This window comes from Nocardia sp. NPDC058176 (assembly GCF_042883805.1).
Classification (GTDB): domain Bacteria; phylum Actinomycetota; class Actinomycetes; order Mycobacteriales; family Mycobacteriaceae; genus Nocardia.
Map to the genome: position 1 here is coordinate 849,809 of NZ_JBHVVA010000001.1, position 20,299 is coordinate 870,107.

16 protein-coding genes are annotated in these 20,299 nt (G+C 69.5%); 13 read left to right on the forward strand and 3 right to left on the reverse strand.

From position 1 onward, the window contains the following. Positions 1–51: 51 nt before the first annotated feature. From ACFVVM_RS04055 to ACFVVM_RS04105, 11 genes are all read left to right on the forward strand, one after another. Complete coding sequence (locus ACFVVM_RS04055; protein WP_387612738.1) at positions 52–1,023, forward strand: helix-turn-helix transcriptional regulator; 972 nt, start codon at positions 52–54, stop codon at positions 1,021–1,023. An 83-nt stretch (positions 1,024–1,106) separates the two neighbouring features. Continuing rightward, entirely contained in the window at positions 1,107–3,503 is a 2,397-nt protein-coding gene (locus ACFVVM_RS04060; RefSeq protein WP_387612740.1) for a DUF4132 domain-containing protein, read from the forward strand. 207 nt (positions 3,504–3,710) lie between these two features. Then, positions 3,711–4,901, forward strand: coding sequence for a lipid-transfer protein (locus tag ACFVVM_RS04065; protein ID WP_387612742.1), 1,191 nt, complete (start codon positions 3,711–3,713; stop codon positions 4,899–4,901). Between the two features lie 34 nt (positions 4,902–4,935). Next, positions 4,936–5,376 (forward strand): SRPBCC family protein, encoded by a 441-nt coding sequence (locus tag ACFVVM_RS04070; RefSeq protein ID WP_387612744.1) that lies wholly within the window; start codon positions 4,936–4,938, stop codon positions 5,374–5,376. Next, positions 5,373–6,245 (forward strand): MaoC/PaaZ C-terminal domain-containing protein, encoded by an 873-nt coding sequence (locus tag ACFVVM_RS04075; protein WP_387612746.1) that lies wholly within the window; start codon positions 5,373–5,375, stop codon positions 6,243–6,245. Before ACFVVM_RS04070 ends, ACFVVM_RS04075 begins: the two co-directional genes overlap by 4 nt. A 13-nt stretch (positions 6,246–6,258) precedes the next feature. Next, positions 6,259–7,137, forward strand: a complete 879-nt coding sequence (locus ACFVVM_RS04080) for an SDR family oxidoreductase (RefSeq protein ID WP_387612748.1) — start codon at positions 6,259–6,261, stop codon at positions 7,135–7,137. A 2-nt stretch (positions 7,138–7,139) separates the two neighbouring features. Next, a complete protein-coding gene (locus ACFVVM_RS04085; RefSeq protein WP_387612750.1) occupies positions 7,140–9,353 on the forward strand; it encodes an acyl-CoA dehydrogenase in 2,214 nt (737 codons plus the stop codon). Further along, positions 9,350–10,507: a CaiB/BaiF CoA transferase family protein gene (locus ACFVVM_RS04090; RefSeq protein WP_387612752.1), complete on the forward strand. Its 1,158-nt coding sequence runs from the start codon at positions 9,350–9,352 to the stop codon at positions 10,505–10,507. The genes ACFVVM_RS04085 and ACFVVM_RS04090 overlap by 4 nt, the downstream gene beginning before the upstream one ends. Positions 10,508–10,590: 83 nt before the next feature. After that, positions 10,591–11,283, forward strand: coding sequence for a TetR/AcrR family transcriptional regulator (locus ACFVVM_RS04095; protein ID WP_387612754.1), 693 nt, complete (start codon positions 10,591–10,593; stop codon positions 11,281–11,283). Positions 11,284–11,367: 84 nt separating this feature from the next. After that, positions 11,368–12,360 carry a diiron oxygenase gene (locus ACFVVM_RS04100; protein ID WP_387612756.1) on the forward strand — a complete coding sequence of 331 codons (993 nt, stop codon included), beginning with the start codon at positions 11,368–11,370 and terminating at the stop codon, positions 12,358–12,360. Between the two features lie 104 nt (positions 12,361–12,464). After that, on the forward strand, positions 12,465–13,814 hold the full coding sequence (locus ACFVVM_RS04105) for a lipase family protein (RefSeq protein ID WP_387612758.1): 1,350 nt from the start codon (positions 12,465–12,467) through the stop codon (positions 13,812–13,814). 178 nt (positions 13,815–13,992) lie between these two features. Here ACFVVM_RS04105 and fadD5 read toward each other — a convergent pair whose 3' ends face one another. The 3 genes from fadD5 to ACFVVM_RS04120 are packed head-to-tail and all read right to left on the reverse strand — an operon-like array spanning position 13,993 to position 17,379. Then, positions 13,993–15,567: a fatty-acid--CoA ligase FadD5 gene (fadD5, locus tag ACFVVM_RS04110; RefSeq protein ID WP_387612760.1), complete on the reverse strand. Its 1,575-nt coding sequence runs from the start codon at positions 15,565–15,567 to the stop codon at positions 13,993–13,995. A gap of 22 nt (positions 15,568–15,589) precedes the next feature. After that, positions 15,590–16,396: an enoyl-CoA hydratase-related protein gene (locus ACFVVM_RS04115; protein WP_387612762.1), complete on the reverse strand. Its 807-nt coding sequence runs from the start codon at positions 16,394–16,396 to the stop codon at positions 15,590–15,592. Beyond that, positions 16,393–17,379 (reverse strand): NAD(P)H-dependent flavin oxidoreductase, encoded by a 987-nt coding sequence (locus ACFVVM_RS04120; RefSeq protein ID WP_387612763.1) that lies wholly within the window; start codon positions 17,377–17,379, stop codon positions 16,393–16,395. Before ACFVVM_RS04120 ends, ACFVVM_RS04115 begins: the two co-directional genes overlap by 4 nt. Before the next feature lie 223 nt (positions 17,380–17,602). Between ACFVVM_RS04120 and ACFVVM_RS04125 the strand changes: the two genes are divergently transcribed. Beyond that, on the forward strand, positions 17,603–19,111 hold the full coding sequence (locus tag ACFVVM_RS04125) for an aldehyde dehydrogenase family protein (RefSeq protein WP_387612765.1): 1,509 nt from the start codon (positions 17,603–17,605) through the stop codon (positions 19,109–19,111). Between the two features lie 39 nt (positions 19,112–19,150). Next, positions 19,151–20,296: an acyl-CoA dehydrogenase family protein gene (locus ACFVVM_RS04130; protein WP_387612767.1), complete on the forward strand. Its 1,146-nt coding sequence runs from the start codon at positions 19,151–19,153 to the stop codon at positions 20,294–20,296. Positions 20,297–20,299: the final 3 nt, after the last annotated feature.

Below are 20,299 nucleotides of genomic sequence, written 5' to 3' on the forward strand. Positions count from 1 at the left end.
GGCAGCGATCGCGGCACGAATCGTTCCGCGATCGGTGACAAGCTCCTGGGCATGGTCGATACCAGTGTCAGGCTGTTGAAACTGCTCGGGCTGCTGCAGACCCGGCGGCTGTGGACCGGCGCCGAGCTCGCGTCCCGGCTCGGCGTGAATTCCCGGACGGTCCGTGCCGATGTCGCCCGGCTCCGCCAGCTCGACTATCAGGTCGACGCGGTGTCCGGAGTGGCCGGCGGGTATCGGCTCCGTGCGGGTGCGACCTTGCCCGCGCTGCAACTCGACGACGACGAGGCCATCGCGGTCGCCGTCGCGCTGCGCACCGCGGTGGGTGCCGGAGTCGCCGGTATCGACGAGGACGCGGCGCGGGCGGCCACCAAACTCGAACAGTTGCTCCCGCCTCGGTTGCGGCACCGGCTGCACACGATCAGCGCGGTCGCCGAGGCGAGTCCCAACACTCGGGAACCGGTGTCGCCCAGTACCTTTCGTGCGGTGGCCACGGCCGTCGAGCGTGGCGAAGTGCTCCGTTTCGACTACACCGATCGGCACGGGTCACCCAGTGATCGCCGTGTCGAACCGTACCGCCTGGTGCATTCGGGTGGCCGGTGGTACCTCGTCGGCTACGACCTCGATCGCCAGGACTGGCGCAGCTACCGCGCCGACCGCATCTCCCCGAAGACCCCGACCGGGCCTCGATTCACCGCCAGGGAACTCCCGGCCCGCGACCTCGTCGCCTTCGTGACCCATGGCCGGATGGCGGCACTGTGGAACTACCGCGCCCGGGTGATCGTCGACGCACCTGTCGAGACTGTGGCGGCGCGGATACCGGCCGGCCTCTGGACGGTCGAGCCGATCGATGCGCACACCAGCGCCCTCGAAGCCGGAGCCCAGACCCCGCAACTGCTCGCGGCCTACCTTGCCGCGATGGACCTGGACTTCCATCTGGAGGATGGCCACGCGTCCGAACTCGCGGAGGCGATCGCGACACTCGCCGCCCGCTACACGGCGGCGATACCTCACCCGGCTCGGTAGCCACGGATTCTCGCCCACGGGTTCGTTCCGCGCGAGTGTCGGCAGCGTAGTCGCTGTCAGAGGGCGCTTGTAGGGTGGCGGCCGTGGGTGATGTCGAGGTGTACGGGCCGGGTGGTTCGCAAGGGACCGTTCCCGACATCTACGCCGAGATTGTGCACCGAGAACGGGCTGCGCTGTGGCAGTGGGTGGATCAGGTCAGAGCGCAAGAGGGTGATGCCGCCGCACTGCGCGTGCGCGCGGACCAGATCCTGGCGCGGATCGACGAAGGTGATGATCGCGCCAACGGCCACCTGGTCGATCACATCGGCGACATCACCACAGCCCTCGACGAGCTCTACGACGCCGCCTTCCCGCCCGGCGCGCCGGACGACATCACCGCAGCCCCAGACGAGCTCCAAGACGCCGCTTTCCGCGGCACCAATGCGGCCCCCAACGAGTTCTACGATGCTGCGTTTCCGCCTGGCGTGCCGGGCGACATCACCGCAGCCCCAGACGGGCTCGACGACGCTGGGTTCCGCGACACCACCGCGGCCTCCGACGAGCTCTGCGATGCCGCCGTCCCGCCCGGCGCGGCGCCCGACATCACGGGTCTGTTGGCCGCGCCGTGGCCGTCGGCGCGCCGGAAAGTGTTGCTGGCCGCGTATCTCGGGGTGGACGTGCGGCATCGGCTGCTCTTGGACGAGGTGGCGGCGAGCGCGATCGCCGACGCCGATGTCGACCTGTTGCGGGTGCTCGCGCTGACCCCGCTGGGGAGTCTGGACCGGCAGTCGGCCGCAGGCATCCTCGACGCGCTGCACCGCGCGGACGCGCTCGACGCCATGGTTGTCGAGCGAGTGTTCACCGCGGATCGGTATCTCGGCTACGCCATCGTCGGCCGGAACGGCAGCGGGGAGGTGACCGGTGCACCGTTGGCGTGTGCGGATGACGTTCGGGCACTGGTGGATTCGATGACCTGGCGGCTGGTGTCGGCGCCCGATCCCGTGGGCTGGGCCGTGTTCCCGAAGGGGTTCGCACCGCGCGGGCTGCGCTTCGTCCGCGCGGCGTTGTCGTGGCCGGGTGAGCAGCAGGTGGCCGAGCACCTCGGCACGGCCGAACTGACCGACACCGAACGCACCGAACTGCTCGACCTCCTGCGCGAGCAGCCGGTCGCGGTGCGGCGCACGGTATTCGGCTGGCGCGGCCGGGCCGGTGACGCCGAGGCCCTGCTGCCGCTGTTCGACCTGGCCGAATGCGCGCGCCTGCTGCGCCTGATCCGGGCGATACCGCAAGACGAGGTCGTCCGGCATGACCGGGCGGCGTTGCTGGCCGCGATCGACGAGGCGGGCGCGGAGAAAGTGCGACGGCTGCTCGCCCTCGTGCCGAGCGAACTCGTCTCCGCCGTCCTCGGGTGGAACCGCGCCCAGGTCGTCAAACGGGTGAAACACCATGCACTGCACGGGATCGCCGCCTTCGGCATGTTGCCGCTCGATCCGCCCGAAACGGTTCTCGACCGGTATCTGGCGATCCGCGAATCCGCGAAGAAGGGCGCCACGCTCGGTCCCAATCGCCGGATCAGTCATGCCGCGGCGATCGAGGTCGCCCTCGACCACCTGGCGCAGGTGGCCGGGGTGGTGGAGGCGAGTCGGCTCGAATGGGACTGCGAGGCACGCATCGCCACCGCGACACCCACGGAGACGACCGTCGGTGAGTATCGAATCCGGTTGCGGTTCCATGGTTCCGAGCCGGAGCTGCGGGTCTCGCGAGCTGATCGGGAGCTGAAATCCGTTCCCGCCGCCGTGCGTGCCGACCCGGCCTATCGCGAGCTGCGTGATCATCAGGAACGTCTCCGCGAGCAGGCAAGGCGGATGCGGAACGGACTGCTCGAGCGCCTCGTCGCCACCGGGGCGCCGGTGACGCCGGACGAGCTGGGGCGACTGCGCTCGTTGCCCGCCGGTGCGGCCATGCTGCCCGCCCTGCTGTGGCGCGACCGGGTGGGCACCATCGGGCTGCTCGGCGAGGTCGACACCGCAGGCCCGATCACCGCTGTGCACCCTGTCGACCTGCACCAGCAGGGAACTCTGGTCGAGTGGCAGTCGCGCCTGGAGCGGCAGGGGATCGAACAGCCGGTCCCGCAGGTGTCCAGGGAGCTCTACTCGCTCACCCCGGCCGAACGCGCGGCCGGTGCGGTTTCGCGGCGCTTCGACGGCCGCACGGTCGACGGCGCACAGGCGGTCGCACTGCTGTCCGGTCGCGGATGGTCCACCCACGGTCGCTACGACGACTACCAGGCGACCAGGCCCGCGGGTGCCGATCTCGTCGCCGCGCTGCGCTGCGACTTCAGCGGATACTTCGGACACGGTGCCGTGGAGATCGGTGAGATCCGGTTTCTCGCCGACGGTCGCGCCCTGCCACTGAACGAGGTATCACCCATCGCGTTCTCCGAGGTCGTGCGCGACCTTGACCTGGTCGTTTCGGTCGCGGGCACCGCTACGCGGGCCTGAATCCGCCCGGTATCCGGCCCGGCAGAGTACCCGGGACATTCATCTCATTAAAGACGATCATACTGGTCGATCTTGGTGTTCCACGACACTTTCAACCGGTCAGGTGTCGGTTCTTTCTGGGTATTGACTGGGACTCGGTGTCCAACATACATTGGCGTGACACCGTGTCCCACGTATCAGGGGCACACGGCACACGGGAGTGCGTACATGACACAGAAGGTGTTCGTCGTCGGCGTCGGCATGACGAAGTTCGAGAAGCCGGGCGCGTTGGAGTGGGACTACCCGGAGATGGCCCGCCAAGCCGGGACCAAAGCGCTCGAGGATGCCGGAATCGGCTACGACCAGGTCGAACAGGCCTATGTCGGGTACGTGTACGGCGAGTCCACCTCGGGGCAGCGCGCGGTCTACGAACTGGGGCTGACCGGTATCCCGGTGGTCAACGTCAACAACAACTGTTCCACCGGGTCGACCGCGCTGTATCTCGCGGCGCAGGCCATCCGCGGTGGGCTGGCCGAGTGCACCCTCGCGCTCGGCTTCGAGAAGATGCAGAAGGGTTCGCTCGGTTCGACTTTCGACGACCGCGAACAGCCGATGATGCGGCACCTGCTGGCCCTGGCCGAACTGCAGGAATTCGCCATGCCGCCCGCGCCGTACATGTTCGGCGCCGCGGGCAAGGAACACATGGAGCGCTACGGCACCACCGCCGAGCAGTTCGCCAAGATCGGCGTGAAGAACCACCGCCACTCGGTGAACAACCCGTACGCGCAGTTCCAGAAGGAATACAGCCTCGAGGAAGTCCTCGCGGCCAAGCCGATCTACGGCCCGCTGACCAAGCTGCAGTGCTCGCCGACCTCCGACGGCTCCGGCGCCGTGATCCTGGCCAACGAGGCATTCGTCGACCGGCACGACCTGGCCGATCGCGCGATCGAGATCGTCGGCCAGACCATGGTCACCGACCTCGAATCCACCTTCACCAACCCGACCGCGATCAACCTGGTCGGCGCCGACATGTCGCGCACCGCGGCGCTGAAGGTCTACGAGCAGGCCGGTTTCGGCCCCGAGGACGTCGACGTCATCGAGCTGCACGACTGCTTCTCCACCAACGAACTGCTGACCTACGAGGCACTCGGCTTGTGCGCGCCGGGCGAGGGCGGTCGTCTCGTCGACGACAACGCCACCACCTACGGCGGCAAGTGGGTCGTCAACCCTTCCGGCGGCCTGATCTCCAAGGGGCACCCCCTGGGCGCCACCGGTCTGGCCCAGTGCAGCGAACTCACCTGGCAGCTGCGCGGCAATGCCGACGCCCGCCAGGTCGAGGGCGCGCGAATCGCCCTGCAACACAACATCGGTCTCGGTGGCGCGGTCGTGGTGACCGCCTACCGCCCCGCCGTCCGCTGACTTCCACCTCCCACCCACTCGAAGGAGTAATCCCATGGCATCCGTCTCCGTTTCCACCGAACTTCCCGTCACCCCCGAAGCCGCCTGGGCCCGCCTGAGCGACCTCGCGAACTGGGAGGAGTGGCTGACCATCCACCAGGGCTGGCGCAGCGAGCTGCCGGCCGAACTGGTCGCCGGATCGCGTTTCATCGAGGTCGTGTCGGTGATGAACATGGCCAACAAGATCGAGTGGACCGTCGCCGAGGTCGACCCGCAGAAGTACCTCAAGATCACCGGCACCGGAATGGCCGGTGTCACCGTGGAATTCGCGCTCAAGGTGGAGCCGACCGCCACCGGTTCCTCGGCCGCGTTCGACGCCAGCTTCAAGGGCACCATGATCGTCGGCCCGATCGGCAAGGCCGTGGCCAAGCACGCCGAGGCGGATCTGCGCGCCTCGATGGACAAGTTCAACGAGCTCGTCGGTTCGGCCGCATGACCACTTCGGAATCGGCCGGGGTCGTCTTCGACGGCTCCGGCCTGGGGGAGTGGACCGACGAGGAGCGCTTCTCGGTCACCGCCGAGCGGATCGCCGAATACGCTGCCGCGACCAATGATCCGATCGCCGCGCACCGCGACGGGTCGATCGCGCCGCCGGTGTTCGCGGTGGTGCCGGTGTTCACCTCGATGGCGCCGGCCGCACTGTCGGTCGCGCCGGTGGAACTGCTGATGAAGCTGGTCCACGGTGAGCAGGACTTCCGGTTCCATCGGCCCATCCGGGCGGGCGACGAACTGGTAGTCAAGGCCAAGCCGATCGGCTACCTGGGCAAGCCCAACGGCTCGACCGTGGTCGTCTACGCCGAAACCCGGGATGCCGCCGGCGAACTCGTCAACGAGCAGTGGCTGACGGCGTTCTTCCGCAAGGTCGACGCCGGACCCGGCGAGGGCGACACCGCGCCCGAGCACCGGATCACCGACGCCGACCGCGCGCAGGATCCGGTCGCGACGGTCACCGCGCACATCGACGAGGACCAGACCTTCCGGTACTCGCCTGCCTCGGGTGATCCCATGCCGATCCACCTCGACGACGAGATCGCCCGCATGGCCGGACTGCCCGGCATCATCAACCACGGTCTGTGCACCATGGCGTTCACCTCCTGGGCCGCGCTGACCGAACTCGCCGACGGCGACACCGCGCGCCTGCGCCGCCTGGCCGTGCGCTTCGCCAAGCCGGTCCTGCCCGGCCAGGACATCACCACCCGCCTGTGGCGCACCGAATCGGGTGAACCGGGCGTGACCGCGTACGCCTTCGAGACCGAGGCCGCGGGTCAGATCGCGATCACCGACGGCCGCGTCGAATTCAACTAGGAGAACAGAACTCATGGGAAAGCTCGAGGGACGCGTCGCCGTCGTCACCGGCGCCGGCCGCGGCATCGGCCGTGAACACGCGCTGCTGTTCGCCCGCGAAGGCGCCAAGGTCGTGGTCAACGACCTCGGCGGCGCCAACGACGGTTCCGGCGCCGATGCCGGACCGGCTCAGCAGGTGGTCGACGAGATCGTCGCCGCCGGGGGCACCGCGGTCGCCAACACCGACAACATCGCCACCTGGGACGGGGCGAAAGCCCTTGTCGACCAGGCGATCAGCGAATTCGGCACCCTGGACGTGCTGGTGAACAACGCGGGCATCCTGCGCGACGCGTTCATCGCGGGCATGGAGGAGTCCCAGTGGGACGCCGTCATCGCCGTGCACCTCAAGGGCCACGCCGCCACCCTGCACCACGCCGCGGCGTACTGGAAGGCCCAGACCAAGGCGGGCGTTCCCGTCAACGCGGCGGTCATCAACACCGCCTCGGCCTCGGGCACCTTCATGCCCAATGCCGGGCAGGGCAACTACGGCGCCGCCAAGGCGGGCATCGCCGCGCTGACCCTGGTCGCCGCCGACGAGCTCGAGCGCTACGGCGTGCGGGTCAACGCCATCGCCCCGATCGCGCGGACCCGGCTCACCCTGGCCACCCCCGGCATGGGCGCGCTGTTCGCCGCCGAGGTGCCCGAGGGCGAGTTCGACGCGTTCTCCCCGGCCAACATCTCCCCGCTGGTCGCGCATCTGGCCGAGGCCGACTGCCCGCTCACCGGCAAGGTGTTCGCGGTGCAGGGCGGCGCGATCATCGAGCTGGGCGGCTGGCACGACGTGCGCACGGTCGAGACCGACGGCCCGTGGACCATCGACGGGGTCGCCGCCCAGCTGAAGGAGACCAGCTAGCCATGGCACGCACCAGCTATGAGCTCGGGGTCGGCGTCAGCGAGGACCACCTGGCCCTCGCCGACGCCGTCAACGGGTTCGTCGAACGCACCGTCACGCCCGAGATCGTCCGGGCCGCGGTCGAATCCACCGACGCGGGCAAGCAGCTGCCCTACTGGGACGCGCTCGTCGCCCAGGATCTGCTGAGCCTGCACGTGTCCGAGGAACTGGGCGGCCAGGGCGCGGGTCTGCTGACGCTGGCCGTCGCCCTCGAACCGCTCGGCCGGGGCCTGCACACGGGGCCGTTCGTGCCGACCGCGCTGGCGAGCGCGGTGCTCGCCCAGGCGGGCGGGGCGTGGGCCCAGGCTCAGTTGCCCGGCCTGGCCGATGGTTCGCGCACCGGCGCGGTCGCCACGGAATCGAACCTGACCGGCTCGCTGCGTGACGGCGCGCTGGTCGTCGACGGCACGGCCGACGGCGTGCTCGGCGCCGGGACCGCCGATGTGATCATCGCGCCGGTCACCGTCGACGGCGCGCGGCGGTGGGTGGCGTTCGAGAACGTCGACCTGACCGTGAGCACGCAGGATTCCGTCGACGTGCTGCGCGGTTCTGCTCGCGTGCAGGCGGATTCGGTCGAGGTGTCCGCGGATCGGGTCCTCGAGGTGTCGGCCGCGCGGGTGCGCGCGGTCGCCGCCGTGGTGCTCGGTGCCGAAGCCGTGGGCGTGATGTCGTGGTGTGTGTCCACGGCGTCGGAGTACGCCAAGACCCGCGTGCAGTTCGGTCGTCCGATCGGGCAGTTCCAGGGCGTCAAGCACAAGTGCGCCCAGATGGGCATCGCGTTGGAGAAGGCGCGCGCGGTCCTGTGGGACGCCGCGTTCGCCCTCGACCGTGACGACGACACCGCCGACTACGCGGCCGCCGTCGCCGCGCTGATCGTGCCCGACGCCGCGGTGCAGGTCGCGCAGGATTGCATCCAGGTGCACGGTGGCATCGGCTTCACCTGGGAGCACGACGCGCACCTGTACTACCGGCGCGCGCTGGCCCTGCGCGGCCTGCTCGGGCCGCGTGACGAACGCGCCGAGGCGGTCGCCGAGTACGCGCTGTCGGGGCTGACCCTGTCCAGCGAACTGGAACTGCCCGCCGAGGCCGAGCAGATCCGGGGCGCCATTCGCGCCGAACTCGCCGAGATCGCGCGGATCGACGACGAGGACGATCAGCTCGTCGCCCTCGGTGACGGCGGCTGGAACCTCCCGCACCTGCCCCGCCCCTACGGCCGCTCGGCCTCGCCGCTCGAGCAGGTGGTGATCTCCCAGGAGATCAAGGCCTCCGGCATCCAGATGCCGCAGCTGCTCATGGGCACCTGGGCCGTCGGCGCGATCGTCCCGCACGGTGACGAACGCCAGAAGCAGGAGCTGGTCGTGCCGACCCTGCGCGGCGAACTGGTGTGGTGCCAGCTGTTCAGCGAACCGGGCGCCGGCTCGGACCTGGCGAGCCTGACCACCAAGGCCACCAAGGTCGACGGCGGGTGGAAGGTCACCGGCCAGAAGATCTGGACCACGGTCGCGCAGTTCGCCGACTGGGCCATGCTCATCGCGCGCACCAGCCCGGACAAGCCCAAACACGAGGGCATCACCTACTTCGTGCTCGACATGTCCACCCCGGGCATCACCGTGCGTCCGCTGCGCGAGATGACCGGTTCGGCGCTGTTCAACGAGGTGTTCCTCGATGACGTGTTCATCCCCGACGCGAACGTGGTCGGCGCGGTGGACGACGGCTGGCACGTGGCCCGCACGACGCTGGCCGGTGAGCGGGTGGCCTTGAGCCAGAAGATGGAGGCCTACGCCACCGACACCGACCTGCTGCGCTTCGCCATCGGCCGGGAACTCTCGCCGGTGGCGCGGTATCGCGTCGGCGAGCTCATGGCCGAGAGCCGGGCGGTGGACGTGATCGGGTCGCGGGTGGTGCTCAAGCAGCTGTCCGGAATCGACGTCTCGACCACCTCGAGCGTCGGCAAACTGCTGGGAATGGCGCTGGGACAGGCCATCTCGGAGTTCGTCGTCGCCGAACTCGGCATCGCCGGTGTGGTGTCGGTGCCCGGTGAGCGCAGCGATCACGCCCTGGAGCAGCTGATCGCGGGCCGGGCCACCACCATCTACGGCGGCACCACCGAGGTCCAGCTCAATGTGATCGGCGAGCGGATGCTCGGCCTGCCCCGCGACGCGGCGGTCGCCGGGTGAGCGCCCCCGGTCCTCGGGCGGGCGGGCCGCTGGCCGGTCTGCGGGTCGTCGAGATCGCCAGTCTGGCCCCGGGTCCGTTCGCCTGCATGGTGCTGGCCGATCTCGGCGCGGAGGTGATCCGGGTCGACCGGGTCGGCGACTCCGCCGGGTTGCTCGCGCCCTCGGGCGTGCTCGACCGGGGCCGACAGTCGATCGCGGTCGACCTGAAATCGCCCGAGGGCCGGGAGGCGGTGCTGCGCCTGGTCGAAACCGCCGACATCCTCGTCGAGGGGTTCCGGCCGGGCGTGGTCGAACGGATGGGCATCGGCCCGGCCGACTGCGCGCAGCGCAATCCGGGGCTGATCTATGGCCGGATGACCGGCTGGGGCCAGGACGGTCCGCTGGCGAACGCGGCTGGGCACGACATCAACTACATCGGTGTCGCCGGGGCACTGGACCTGCTCGGCCGGGCAGGCCAGAATCCGACGCCGCCGGTCAACCTGCTCGGCGACTTCGGCGGCGGCGGCATGCTGCTGGTCGTCGGCGTGCTCGCCGCGCTGCAGGAACGCACCCGCTCGGGCCTCGGTCAGGTGGTCGACGCCGCCATGGTCGACGGCGCCGCGCTACTCACTGCCTTCTTGCACGGCATGCACGCCGCCGGGCTGTGGGAAGGCGAGCGCGGGGAGAATCTCCTCGACGGCGGCGGTGCCTACTACGACACCTACCGCTGCGCCGACGGCGGTTACGTCGCGGTCGGCGCGGTCGAACCGCACTTCTACGCCGAACTGCTCGACCGGCTCGGCCTCGCCGAGGCCGACCTGCCCGCCCAGTACGACCTCGACGAGGCCGAGAAGCTGCGCGCGGTACTGGCCGAGACCTTCGCGACCAGATCGCGCGACGAGTGGACGGCGATCTTCGCCGACTCCGATGCCTGTGTCTCCCCGGTCCTTTCGGCCTGGCAGGCCGGCGAGCACCCGCACAACCGGGCACGCGAGACCTTCGTCGAGGTCGGCGGGATCACCCAGCCCGCCCCCGCACCGCGATTCGGGCGCACCCCCGCGCCGGTTCCGCGGCCGGGCAGCGCGTCCGGCGCCGACACCGGCGCGGTGCTGCGCGGGCTCGGCTACACCGAGGAGGAGGTCGGCCGGTTACGGCGCGCGGGGGCGATCGCCTGAGCGTGCCCGGCGCACCGGCGGCGACCGGAAGCAGCCCGGTGTCGCTGGACTACAGTTCGTCGCAGGACGCCGATGGGAGGAACGTGACCGCAGAGCGCGCCGATGGCCGGGCCAGTCGCTGGGATCGGCACCGCGCCGACCGCCGCGAACGGATTCTCGCGGCGGCGCTCGCGGCCGTGCAGGCCGAGGGTGCCTCGGTCGGAGTGCAGGAGATCGCCGACCGGGCGGAAGTGCCGAGGTCGGTGCTCTACCGGTTGTTCAAGGACCGCCAGGACCTCGACGAACAGCTGCGGGTCCGCATCCTGGACGAACTGATGGCCGTCCTGGCCCCGACACTGAACCCCGAGGGCACCGTGGCCGAGGCGATCGCCCGCTCGGTCGACACCTACGTCGGCTGGATCGCGGCCAATCCCCGCCTGCACTACTTCATCGGCGCCGGTTCGCCGGGCACCCGGCGGCACAATTCGCCGATCGTCTCCGGCACCAAGATCGCCATCGCGGGCACGGTCAAAGAGGTGTTCGAGAACGCGTTGCGCGCCCAGTCCGCGCCGGTGACGATCGCCGAGCCGATGGCCTTCGGCCTGGTCGGCTTCGTCGACTCCAGCGTGAACCGCTGGCTCAGCCAGTCGATGGGACCGCTCGACGCCGCCGAACTGTCGTCCTACCTGCAGGAAGCGATCTGGGCGATCATCGACAGCAGCCTGCGCAAGGCGGGGGTCATGCTCAATCCGCTGACCCCGATCGCGGATCTGGTCGCCGCGGCGCCGGTGGAATAGGTGTAACACGAAGTAGCGTCAACCCTTGTATGGTACCGCCAGTACCACTAAACTGGACGGAGGAACCGTACTGAGGAGACATCGATGACGCTGTCCACCGCCGCCGCCAAGAAGACCACCACCGATCCCGAGTACCACGACGTCCTGCGCGGACTGTCCGAAGGCTCGGTGACCAAGCACTTCGACCCCTATGTCGACATCGACTGGGATTCGCCCGAGCTGGCCGTCCACGCGAACGACCCGCGCTGGATCATGCCCGACGAAGACCCGCTGGGCCGTCACCCCTGGTACAAAGCCCAGCCGGTGGAACGGCAGATCGAGATGGGCATGTGGCGCCAGGCCGGGATCGCCAAGGTCGGTCTCGACTTCGAGCAGCTGCTCATCCGTGGCCTCATGCAGTACCTGATCTCGGTGCCCAATGGCGACCCGGAGTTCCGGTACGTCACCCACGAGGCGGCCGAAGAGTGCAACCACACGATGATGTTCCAGGAGATGATCAACCGCATCGGTCATCACGACGTCATCGGGATGGGCTCGGTCGACCGCAAGCTGACGATGATCATCTGGCCCGCGGTGAAGTACTTCCCGGAGCTGTTCTTCACGATGATCCTCGGCGGCGAGGAGCCGATCGACCACCTGCAGAAGTCGCTGCTGCGCGGTGGCGCGGATCTGCACCCGATGGTGCAGCGGGTGATGCAGATCCATGTGGCCGAGGAAGCCCGGCACATCTCCTTCGCGCATGAGTACCTGCGCCGGAACGTGCCGAACATGAACCCGATCACGAAAACCGTGCTGTCGGTCGCCTTTCCGATCGCCATGCGGGTGATGCTGTCGATGATCGCGACCCCGCCCAAGGAGTTCGTGGAGAAGTTCGACATCCCCGCCGAGGTCATGCGCGAGGCGTACTGGGGCAGCCCCGAGGCGCAGATCACCAAGCGTGATGTCTTCGCCGACGTGCGGGCCCTGGTCGTGAGCACCGGGTTGATGAATCCGGTCGCCAAGCTCACCTGGCGCCTGCTCGGCATCGACGGGCCGGTCTCGCGCTATCGCTCCGAGCCCGCCCGCAGGGCCGCCTGACCAGCGGCGATCCGCCTCGCACAACGGGCCGGGTCACCCACCCGGCCCGTTCCCGCGCGCATCCGGTCCCCGCCGGAGCCACCCGACTTCCTGGAGTTCATCCCTTGACTGCCGACACCGCCCGCGCCTACGCCGAGAGCTGGCCCGCGCCCGCCGAGGCCGTGCTGCCCGAGCTCGACCCGTTCTACCTGCCAAGGGCCGGGTACGAGCGGCTGCCCGAGGGCACGTTGTTGCGGTGGCGTCCAGTGGAACTGGCCGCCTTCGGCCTTATCCCGCTGCGGGTCTCGGCATGGCAGTTGCTCTACCGCACGACCGATCTGAACGGCGCTGCCGACGCGTCGGTGACCACCGTCATCGCGCCCGCGGGCGGAGCGGGCTCCACGACGCCGCTGCTGTCGTTCCAGTGCGCCATCGATGCCATCTCGTCCAAGGCGTTCCCCTCCTACGCCCTGCAGCGCGGCTCGCGGGCGATCGGCACCTTCACCCATGTCGAACTGCTGTGCTTCGTCGACGCGCTGACCCGCGGCTGGGCGATCTCGATCCCCGATCACGAGGGCATGCTCGGTGCGTGGGGCGCCCCGCGCGAACCCGGCCACCGCGCCCTCGACGGCGCTCGCGCGGCACTGAACTTCGCACCGCTCGGCCTCGACCCGCACGCGCAGGTCGGCCTGTGGGGCTACTCCGGCGGCGGCCTCGCCACGTCCTGGGCGGTGGAGATGGCGCCCACCTACGCGCCCGAACTCGACATCGTCGGCGCGGTGCTCGGCTCGCCCGTGGGTGATCTGCTCTCGACCTTCCACCGCCTCAACGGCGGCCTGCACGCGGGCCTGCCCACCCTGGTCGTCGCCGCGTTGCGCCGGGTGTATCCGGCGCTCGACACCGTCATCGGCAGCCATTTCAACGATGACGGGCGCGCGGTGCTCGACAAGGCGGCCCTGTCCACCACGGCCGCCGCGGTCCTGCGCCTGGCCCGGTACAACGTCAGCAGGCACACGACGATGCCGATCAGCGAGGTCCTCGCCCTCGAGGCACTCGCCGCCATGATCGACGATCTCGCGCTCGGTACCTCCGCCCCGGCGGTACCGCTGCTGGTCGTGCAGGCCGTGCACGACCAGATCATCGCCGTCGACGACATCGACGCGCTGGTCGAGCGGTATCGCGCCCACGGCGCCCACGTCACCTACCTGCGCGACCGCACGAGCGAGCACCTGAGCCTGCTGGCGATCTCGACACCGCTGAGCCTGAACTGGCTCGCCGACCGCTTCGCCGATGCGGCACTGACGCCGTCGGAGACCCGCACCGTGCGCAGCGTCCTCGCACTGCCCGCCGGGCGCCGCGGGTTCGCCGGTCTGGCGCGGGCGGCATTCCAGGCGCTGTTCGCCCGTCCGCTCACTGCCGCGGCCATCGACCGTGATGGCAGTGAGGCAGCAGGCGCGGCCCGTCGCGCCGCCTAGGCGCGGACGCGATCGACAGGTTGGCGCCGGCGCCGCATTGCTGCGCCCGGCCGACCGGAGCAGTGGTGGCCAGGCGTGGACACTGGGTGCCGGGCGGCATCCAGTGTCGAGTTCGGCGGCGGCCACCTGGGACCGGTGCGGCCGCCGCCGAGTCGACCTGGTTGCGGTCGAGGAGTTCTCAGCCGCTGACCTGGGCCGCCGAGCCGTGTAGCTTGCGCAGCTCGTGCTTGACGACCTTGCCGCCGGCATTGCGCGGCAGGGCTTCGACCACGACCAGCGCCTTCGGGTGCTTGTAGCGGGCCAGGTGCTCGTTGAGGTGGGCTTCGAGGTCGACGAGGCTGATCTCCTCGGTGTCCTCGACCGCGACGACCGCCACGGGGACCTCACCCCACTTCTCGTCGGCCCGGCCGATCACCGCGGCCTCGCGGACCCGGGGATGGGCGAACAGCACGTTCTCCACCTCGGCGCAGTAGATGTTCTCGCCGCCGGAGATGATCATGTCCTTCTTGCGGTCGACGACGTAGACGAAACCCTCCTCGTCGGCGCGCACCAGGTCACCGGAGTGGAACCAGCCCCCGGCGAACGCGTCGGCGGTGGCGCGCGGGTTGTTCCAGTACTCGCGCATGAGTGTCGGTCCGCGATAGACGATCTCGCCGATCTCGCCCGGCGCGACATCGTTTCCCTCGTCGTCGACGATCCGGGTGGCGATGGTGGGAATCGGCTTGCCGACCGAACCCAGCTTGCGGATCGCGTCCTCGCCGTCGAGCACGCACGTGATCGGTGACATCTCGGTCTGCCCGAACACGGCGACGTTGAGCGCGTTCGGGAAGGTCTCGGCCATCGCGCGCAGCACGGTGTCGGAGGCGGGCGCGGCGCCCCAGCTGATCACCCGCAGGCGCAGATCACGCTGTGCCACGGTGGGATCGGCGCACACGATCTGCCATTGCGCCGGAACCAGGAACACCGAGGTGGCCCGTTCGGCTTCCCACGCGTCGAGGACCTCGGTGGCGTCGAAGGCCTTGAGCGGGTGGATCACCGTCAGCGAGCCGAGTACGAAACAGGAAGCGACACTGCCCAATCCGGCGATGTGGAACAGCGGCGAGGCGCAGAAGGCGATGTCGTCGGGGCCGTAGCGCATGGCCCGGATACAGGTCAGCGCCTGGGCCTGCATGTTGAGGTGGGTCAGCACCGCGCCCTTGGGATTGCCGGTGGTGCCCGAGGTGTACATGATCAGCGCGGCCGAATCCTCGGGCACATCGCGTGGTTCGTGCGATTCACCCTCCTCGGCGAGCAGGTCCTCGTAGCCGAGCGCGCCGTCGCCGGTCGGCGCGCCGACCACGATCCGGGTGCGCAGCGTCTCGGTGGCCGCCGACACCGCGGCGGCCAGCGGCGCGAGGACCGCGTCGGTGATGATCACCGCGCTGCCGCTGTCGTTCACCTGGTACACGAGCTCGGGCGGGGTGAGCCGGAAGTTCACCGGCACCGCGATGGCGCCGAGGCTGTTGATCGCGAACACCGATTCGATGTACTCGGTGTTGTTGAGCATCAGGATCATCACCCGGTCGCCGGGGGCAACACCGCGGCGGGCGAGCGCGTCGGCCAGCCGCTGGACCCGGGCGTGCAACTCGCCCCAGGTGGTGGTCTTGCCGAGAAAGCGCAGGGCGGGCCCGTCCGGACTCGTGGTGGCGTGCAGCGCGATCTGGTTCATCCAGTGGTTGCGGCGCGAGCGCGACGGTTCTACGGCGGTGGTCATGGTCGTCTCCTCGGAGAGTGGGCTAGGCCGGGTCGGCGATCGGAGTGGGCGCACCGGCGAATCGCGGTGGGCGACGGGTCAGCATGGCGGTCATGCCCTCGAGGAAATCGGCCGAGACGAGCAGCTCGGACTGGCCGGTCTTCTCCCTGGCCAGCGCGGCGTCGAGTTCGGTCAGGGTCGCGGCGTTGAGCGCGGCCTTGGTCAGTTCCAGCGCGCGCCGCGGCCCGATGGCGAGCTTGGCGGCGACCGCGTCGACCTCGGCATCGAGTTCCTCGCCGGGCAGGCTGCGGGTGATCAGGCCCGCCGCGGCCGCCTCGGGCGCGGGCAGCCGGGCGCCCAGCAGGGCCAGTTCGGCGGCCCTGGCGCGGCCCATCGCGGCGGCGACCATCGCGGTCGCGCCCCCGTCCGGCATCAGGCCGATGGAGGTGAACGGCAACAGCAGATAGGCCGAATCGGCGGCGTAGACCAGATCGGCGGCCAGCGCGATCGAGGCGCCGACCCCGGCCGCCGGTCCGTTGACCCGGGCGATCACCGGCAGCGGGGAGTCGACGATCGCGCGGATGAGCGCGTTGGCGCTGTCCATCACCCGCTCCGGCGACGCCTCGTTGCCGCCCGCCGCGGCCGCGGCGGCCAGATCGGCACCGGTGCAGAAGGCCTTGCCCGCCCCGGTCAGCACGACCACCCGCACCTCGGGGCGCCGCTGAGCATCGACGACCAGCTCGCCCAGTTCGTCCATGGTCGCCAGGTCGATCGCGTTCAACCGCGCCTGGCGGTCGATCGTGATCCGCAGGATGCCGTGTTCTTCTTCGATCAGCACGCTCTCGCTCATCGCGCCACCGCCCCGACGATCGCGCCCGACAGGCGGCCCGCGATGAGATCCTCGGCTTCGCGCACCATCCGCCCGACCAGCTCGGCGCAGGTGGGGATGTCGTGGATCAGTCCCTGACACTGACCCACACTCCAGATCCCCGCGTCGAGATCACCGTCCTCGTAGACCTTGCGGCCCCGCGCCCCGGCGACGAGTTCGCGCACATCCTCGAAACTGCCACCGGCACGCTCGATCTCGACCACCTGGCGGCTCACGGCATTGTCGGCCACCCGGGCGGTGTTGTTCATGGTCCGGAAGATCAGCTTGGTGTCGAGCTCGGTGTTCGCCACGATCTGCTCTTTGACCGCGTGCGCGATCGGCGACTCGACCGTGCAGAGGAACCGGGTGCCCATGTTCACCCCATCGGCACCCAGCGCCATGGCCGCGACCAGGCCCTTGGCGTCGGCGATGCCGCCCGAGGCGATCATCGGGATCTCCAGCTCGCGGGCCGCGGCGGGAATGAGCACCAGCCCCGGTGTGTCGTTCTCGCCGGGGTGCCCGGCGCATTCGAAGCCGTCGATGCTCACCCCGTCGACGCCGACCTGCTGCGCCTTGAGCGCGTGCTTGACGCTGGTGCACTTGTGCAGCACCTTGATCCCCGCGTCCTTGAGGAACGGCAGGTGGGTGGCCGGATTGCCGCCCGCGATCTCCACGATCGGCACCCCGCCGTCGATGATGGCCTGCCGGTACTCCGCGTACGGCGGCGGCGTGATGGACGGCAGGATCGTCAGATTCACCCCGAACGGCTTGTCGGTGAGATCCCTGGTGCGGGCGATCTCCTCGCGCAGTGCCTGCGGCGTCGGCTGGGTCAGCCCGGTGATGATGCCGAGCCCACCCGCCTCCGAGACCGCGGCCGCGAGCTCGGCCCGGCCGACCCACATCATTCCGCCCTGCACGATCGGATGCTCGACACCGAAGGCCTCGGTGAATCGGGTGCGCAGCATTGCGCTCTCCCTCCGGATTCGACGCTTCCCCGCAGTGCCGCCGAGCGGTGACAGCTCTTTGCAACCGAAGAGAATCGTGATTAACTTAACGAGAATTACGATGAACTTAACGGTGGCCGGCGCGACCTGTCAACAGTTCGTGCGGCGCGCTGGAACCTGTGGGCGCCCTGCCTGTCCCGTGCGGTGCGAGGGCGCCGTCGAGCTATCTGAAGGATGGTCGAGAATGACCGAAACCCCCACGACCGCATCCATTTCTGCGAAGATGGTGAGCACCGTGAACCCGGCGACGGGTGAGCCGGTCGGCCGGTGGGCCGTCGACGACGCCGCGAGCGTCGCCGCTGCTGTCGGGCGGGCACGCACCGCCGCGCAGACGTGGAGTGAACTCGGGTTCACCGAGCGGAAGCGGGCACTTCTGCGCTGGGCTGCTGGCATCGTCAATAACATCGACGAGTTCTGCGAGCTGATCAAGGCCGAGAACGGCAAGCCGCTCGAGGACGCCTACCTCGAGGTGATCACCGCCGTCGAGCACCTGAACTGGGCCGCGGAGAACGCGCCCAAGGTGCTGAAGCCGAAGAAGGTCTTCCCCGGCCTGATGATGGCCAACCACGAGGCGGTGATCGAGCAGCGGCCACACGGGGTGGTCGGTGTGATCGGCCCGTGGAACTACCCGGTGTACACGCCCAACGGGTCCATTGCCTACGCGCTGGCCGCGGGCAACACCGTAGTCTTCAAGCCGAGCGAACTGACCATCGGTGTCGGGCACTGGTTCGCCGATGCGTTCACCAAGGCCAATCCCGCACTGCCCCAGGGCATTCTGAGCGTCGTCAGCGGTGACGGCGAGACCGGACGCGCGCTGGTCGAGTCCGATGTCGACATGATCGCCTTCACCGGCTCGACGGCCACCGGCAAGAAGATCATGGCCGCGGCCGCGCAGCGCCTGACCCCGGTGGTCCTCGAATGCGGTGGCAAGGACGCGGCCATCATCGCGGAGGACGCCGATGTCGCCGCGGCCGCGGACGCGGTCGTCTGGTCGGCGATCGCCAACTCCGGCCAGACCTGCGTCGGCACCGAGCGCTGCTACGTGGTGGACTCGGTGCTCGACGAGTTCGTCGCCGAGGTCACCAAGCGGGTCGCCGAGCTGAAGCCGGGCTCGGACCCCGACGCCGCCTACGGTCCGATGACGCTGCCCAGCCAGCTCGATGTGGTGATCAGCCATGTCGAAGACGCCCTGGCCAGGGGCGCGAAGGCGGTCTTCGGTGGCCGCGACTCCGTGCAGGCGCCGTTCGTGCGCCCGATCGTGCTGCTCGACGCCCCCGAGGACTCCCTCGCCGTCGAGGAGGAGACCTTCGGTCCCACCCTCACCATCCGTGGCGTGCGCGATGTCGAGGAGGCGATCCGGCTGTCCAACGCCTCGCGCTACGGCCTGGCCTCGACGGTGTTCTCCCGCAAACGCGGCATGGAGATCGCCCGCCAGCTGCGGGTCGGCGCGACCTCGGTGAACAGCCCGGCCGCCTACGCCGCGATCCCGGCGCTGCCATTCGGCGGGGTGGGGGAGTCCGGCATCGGCCGCATCCACGGTGCCGCGGGCCTGCTCGGCTTCACCCGGCCGCATTCGATCGCGCGACAGCGTTTCGTCATTCCCGGCATGGCGTTGCTGTCGTTCTCCCGCACCGCGTCGACCATGTCGCTCGTGCGCAAGCTCACCGCCCGCCGTTTCGGGCGCGCGAAGTAGACCAGTACATTCACCGACCACGGAAAGAGGAACACACTCATGGGCGTCGAATTCAGCCCGGAACAGCAGGATTTCGCCGCGGCGGTCGCCGCGTTCGCCAAGCGTGAGGCGGGGACCAGGGAGAAGCGCGACGCGCTCACCGACCATGACGCCGAGCAGCACAACGCGGGTGTCTACGCCAAGATGGCCGAGCTGGGCTGGCTCGGCCTGACCGTGCCCGAGGAGTACGGCGGCTCGGACGCCTCGATGGTCGACATGTGCATCCTGCTCGAGGAGAGCCTGCGCGGCCTGCTGCCGATCGGCGCCATCGGCCCGACCCTGATCACCGGCGGCGCCTACGCCAAGTTCGGCACCGAGGCGCAGAAGGACGCCGTGCTGCGCGGCATCGTGCGCGGTGCGTCGCAGTCGATCTCGATGTCGGAGCCGGAGGCGGGTTCCGACGTCGGCAACATCACCACCCGCGCGGAGAAGACCACCGACGGCTGGCTGATCAACGGCCAGAAGACCTGGTGCTCGAACGCGCACATCTCCGAGAACATCCTGCTGGTCGCCCGGACCGACCGCAGTGGCGGCAAGCACGAGGGACTCACCATGTTCCATGTGCCCGCCAACACCTCGGGCCTGAAGATCAGCCCGATCGAGCTGATGGGCAACCAGAAGGAGACCAACGACCTGTACTTCACCCACTGCCTGCTCCCCGAGGACGCGGTGGTCGGCGAGGTCGGCAACGGCTGGCGTCAGCTGATGACGGGCCTGAACTTCGAGCGCCTGATCCTGGCCGCGATGAGCCTCGGCGCCGCCGAGCGCGCCTTCGAGGACACCTTGCAGTTCGTCCGCGAGCGCAAGCAGTTCGGCAGGCCGATCGGTTCCTTCCAGGCCCTGCGGCACCGCATCGCCGATCTCGCCACCGAGATCGAGTGCACCAAGCTGCTGGTCTACAGCGTCGCCGCCGCCGTGGACGCCAACCCGACCAAGACCTTCGCCCGTGAGGCGTCGATGGCCAAGCTCAAGGCCACCGAGACCTCCAAGCAGGTGGCCCTGGCCGGCATGCAGATGATGGGTGGCTACGGCTACGCCCGCGAGTTCGACATGGAGAAGCATGTCCGCGGTGCCCTGGTGTCGACCATCTTCGGCGGGACCAGCGAGATCCAGCGCGACATCATCGGCAAGACCTTCGGGCTCTGACGA

Excerpts from the sequence above, each read along its gene's own strand:
- ACFVVM_RS04055 (WP_387612738.1), top strand. The coding sequence starts at position 52 with ATGGTCGATACCAGTGTCAGGCTGTTGAAACTGCTCGGGCTGCTGCAG.
- ACFVVM_RS04065 (WP_387612742.1), top strand. The coding sequence starts at position 3,711 with ATGACACAGAAGGTGTTCGTCGTCGGCGTCGGCATGACGAAGTTCGAG.
- ACFVVM_RS04070 (WP_387612744.1), top strand. The coding sequence starts at position 4,936 with ATGGCATCCGTCTCCGTTTCCACCGAACTTCCCGTCACCCCCGAAGCC.
- ACFVVM_RS04075 (WP_387612746.1), top strand. The coding sequence starts at position 5,373 with ATGACCACTTCGGAATCGGCCGGGGTCGTCTTCGACGGCTCCGGCCTG.
- ACFVVM_RS04080 (WP_387612748.1), top strand. The coding sequence starts at position 6,259 with ATGGGAAAGCTCGAGGGACGCGTCGCCGTCGTCACCGGCGCCGGCCGC.
- ACFVVM_RS04085 (WP_387612750.1), top strand. The coding sequence starts at position 7,140 with ATGGCACGCACCAGCTATGAGCTCGGGGTCGGCGTCAGCGAGGACCAC.
- ACFVVM_RS04100 (WP_387612756.1), top strand. The coding sequence starts at position 11,368 with ATGACGCTGTCCACCGCCGCCGCCAAGAAGACCACCACCGATCCCGAG.
- fadD5 (WP_387612760.1), bottom strand. The coding sequence starts at position 15,567 with ATGACCACCGCCGTAGAACCGTCGCGCTCGCGCCGCAACCACTGGATG.
- ACFVVM_RS04115 (WP_387612762.1), bottom strand. The coding sequence starts at position 16,396 with ATGAGCGAGAGCGTGCTGATCGAAGAAGAACACGGCATCCTGCGGATC.
- ACFVVM_RS04120 (WP_387612763.1), bottom strand. The coding sequence starts at position 17,379 with ATGCTGCGCACCCGATTCACCGAGGCCTTCGGTGTCGAGCATCCGATC.
- ACFVVM_RS04125 (WP_387612765.1), top strand. The coding sequence starts at position 17,603 with ATGACCGAAACCCCCACGACCGCATCCATTTCTGCGAAGATGGTGAGC.
- ACFVVM_RS04130 (WP_387612767.1), top strand. The coding sequence starts at position 19,151 with ATGGGCGTCGAATTCAGCCCGGAACAGCAGGATTTCGCCGCGGCGGTC.